Source organism: Ideonella azotifigens, from assembly GCF_006519715.1.
GTDB classification, from domain to species: Bacteria; Pseudomonadota; Gammaproteobacteria; order Burkholderiales; family Burkholderiaceae_C; genus Ideonella; species Ideonella azotifigens.
In genome coordinates this window covers 1-2,818 of record NZ_VIDT01000690.1, presented here as the reverse complement: position 1 = coordinate 2,818, position 2,818 = coordinate 1, and the positions used below count along the sequence as shown (strand labels likewise).

At 68.7% G+C, this 2,818-nt stretch carries 4 protein-coding genes; 2 read left to right on the top strand and 2 right to left on the bottom strand.

Annotation, left to right across the window (positions count from 1 at the left end):
• Both FKP22_RS26330 and FKP22_RS26325 read left to right on the top strand, forming a co-directional pair.
• Positions 1 to 464: GNAT family N-acetyltransferase (locus FKP22_RS26330; RefSeq protein ID WP_170201101.1), on the top strand; the 464-nt coding region annotated here is incomplete at its 5' end.
• Between the two features lie 13 nt (positions 465 to 477).
• Positions 478 to 879 carry a sugar 3,4-ketoisomerase gene (locus FKP22_RS26325; RefSeq protein WP_231010704.1) on the top strand — a complete coding sequence of 134 codons (402 nt, stop codon included), beginning with the start codon at positions 478 to 480 and terminating at the stop codon, positions 877 to 879.
• Here FKP22_RS26325 and FKP22_RS26320 read toward each other — a convergent pair.
• Together FKP22_RS26320 and FKP22_RS26315 are read right to left on the bottom strand one after the other, a co-directional pair.
• Complete coding sequence (locus FKP22_RS26320) at positions 857 to 2,365, bottom strand: radical SAM/SPASM domain-containing protein (protein WP_141290847.1); 1,509 nt, start codon at positions 2,363 to 2,365, stop codon at positions 857 to 859. The two genes, FKP22_RS26325 and FKP22_RS26320, sit on opposite strands and share 23 nt — an antisense overlap.
• A 9-nt stretch (positions 2,366 to 2,374) precedes the next feature.
• Positions 2,375 to 2,818, bottom strand: a 444-nt coding sequence (locus FKP22_RS26315; RefSeq protein WP_141290845.1) for a methyltransferase domain-containing protein, incomplete at its 5' end; no start/stop codon positions are given.

The following is a 2,818-nucleotide window of genomic DNA, read 5'->3' as shown; positions in this document are numbered from 1 at the left end:
CGCTGCGCGGCGGCGAAGGCACCGGCTGGACCGAGTTCTGGGCGGTGCTGCAGGCCGAGCTGCAGGCCCGTCACGCCAGCCGGCCCACGCACAACGAGGCCGAACTGCGGCTGCTGGCCAGCCGTTTCCCTGCGGAGATCAGCCTGCAGCTGGCGCGCTGGTCAGGCGTGGTCTGCGCCGGGCTGGTGATGTTCGAGACCGCCACGGTCTGCCACCTGCAGTACATGGCGGCCGATGCGCAATCCCGGCGCTGCGCGGCGCTGGATCAGCTGGTGGAACGTGCCATCGTGCACGCACAGACACGTGGCAAGTGGTTCGACTTCGGCCATTCGAACGAAGATGGCGGATGGGTGCTGAACGAAGGCCTGGCTTTCTACAAGGAAAGCTTCGGCGCCACTGCGGTGGTGCACGAGCACTACCTGCTAACCTGCCCTGCGCCCCCCGAAACACACAACGGAGACTGATGCTTTGGCCCATGTGGACGACTGCCGCTTGGTGCAAATCCGCACCATCCACGACGAGCGGGGCTCCATCTCGTTTGCCGAAACCGGCGTCGACTTCGACTTCCCCATCCTGCGCGCCTATTGGACCTATGGCGTGCCGCCGGGCGCCTCGCGCGCCGGCCACGCCCACCTGCAGTTGCACCAGCTCTACGTGGCCGTCACGGGGGCCTTCGACGTCTCGATGGACGACGGCACGCACCAGCGCACCGTGCGCCTGACCCACCCCGGCGAAGGCCTGCTGATGACGCCCGGCATCTGGCGCGAGCTGCACCACTTCACGCCTGGCGCCGGCCTGCTGGTGCTGGCCTCGGCCTTGTTCGACGAGGCCGACTACATCCGCGAGCACGCGGACTTCATGCGCTGGGTGAACCGCTAGCGGCCGGAGCCGTCTCTTTCGGCGGGCCCAGTTCGCGCGCCGCCGCCATCAGCTCCTGCAGCCACACGGGCCGCGGCTGCGGATGCGGTTGCCACCAGGCCTGGTGCAAATGATTCACCAGCTTGCGCGCCTGGTGCACCGTGGCCTGCGGCTGCATCAGCTGTTCGCGCAGCGCGTCCCCACCTGGAAAGCTCAAGCCATGTTCGACGCAGAGCGCATCAATGCGCCAGGCCAGGTGCTGCAGCAGCGAGGGCCCGTGCGTCAGCGCCGCAGCGCAGTCGCCGCAGGCCTCGTGCGTCAGGCCGGCGGCCAGGTCTTCCCGGAACTGCCAGTAGCCAGCGCCGTTGTACAGGTCCAGCATGGACTGCTTGTCCATGTCGTGCAGGTCGTAGCGCGCGGCCAGCTCGGTGTTGGCCGCCTCGCTCATGTAGCAGCACAGCGTCGTGTGCCAGGCGGCCCCCATCTTGCGGATGCCGGGCGCCTGGGTCCACGGATACTGGCACTGGCGCACATGCGGCAGCGTCAGCTCGCCATCCGGCGAGCGGCGCCGCACGCCCACGCCGAGCTTGGCGACTTTCTCCTCGAAGGCCAGCGAAGGGCCGGCCTGCGGTTCGGTCGATTTTTCCTCCTCTTTCGGGCGCGGATACAGCCCGTCGGACGCCGCCACTTCCAGCCCCAGCTCGCGCCCCAGCGCCACCGCCTCGTCCACCCAGCGGGTGCGCTCGGCCGGGTCCATGTGGTCCAGGTGCAGGTGGCCGATGGCGTCGCGGATCGGCGCGATGTTCATCTCCATCGGCTGCGCGTAGACGGAGTTCACGCCCCAGGACTTGCCCAGGCGCACGACCTCTGGAAGCTGGTGCAGATTCATCGCGCAGGCAGTGAAGCAGAGCTGGATCTCTGCTGGCCGGCCGGTCTGGTCGCGCAGCGCAACCACGTCCTTGACTGTCTGCACAAAGCGTTCGAACGAGGCGCCCACGCGCACCGCCTCGAAGACCTCGGCAGTGGCACCATCGATCGACAGGCCGATGCTGTCCAGCCGCGCATAAGCGTCGCGGTACTTGCCGCGCACGGGAATCGTGCCGTTGGACACCACCGAGACAACGGCCTTGGGATGCAGCTCGTGGCAGATGTCGATCACCTCGCTCAGTTGCGGGTGCAGCAGCGGCTCGCCGCTGGTCAGGTCGATCTCGCTGAAGCTGGCCTGGCCGGCGCTGGCGCTGAGCAGCCGCCGCACATCGGCCGGCGCCAGGTATTCCTTGCGGAAGCCGGTGATGACGTCGTCGCAGCCGATGCAGCGCAGGTTGCAGTTTTCGCTGACCGGCAGCCAGAAGATTTCCGGATGCAGCCGCAGATGACCTGCCCGGCCGGCCGCGATGTTGCCGGCCACGGCCTGCTGGAAGGCCGCGGCAAACAGCGGGTCCACGGCCTCGGCCTGGTGCTTGCGCTGGGGCGCTTCCGGCAGGGGTGCTGCGGCGGCTGCATCCATGGGACTTGCTCAGCGCTTGCGTGCCACCAGGCAGATCTCGGCTGCCTGGTCCGGGAACTGGCGGCCCAGCTCGATCAGGCCTTGCAGCCCGGCCTGGCCCAGCTGCGGCATCAGCGGCGCCATCTGCGCATGCGTGAACGGCTTGAAGAGATAGCCCTCGAAGCCGGCTTCCTCCAGGCCCAGCCCCAGCACCAGCGCGCGCAGCTCGGCCGCGCCATAGACCATGGGCTGGCCCAGCAGGCGGTTGCGCTCGCCCAGCGTGTTGGCCGCCGGGATCAGCCCGATCTGCACCGCCAGCAACCGGTGGAACGAACCGGCATTCGGCACGCTGACCAGCAGGTGGCCGCCCGGCCTCAGCAGCGCCAGCGCGGCGCGCAGCAAGGCCTCAGGCTCGGCAGTTTCGTGGATCACGCCGGACACCAGCACTAGGTCGACTTCCGGTGTGCCGCCGCG

Excerpts from the sequence above, each read along its gene's own strand:
- FKP22_RS26320 (WP_141290847.1), bottom strand. The coding sequence starts at position 2,365 with ATGGATGCAGCCGCCGCAGCACCCCTGCCGGAAGCGCCCCAGCGCAAG.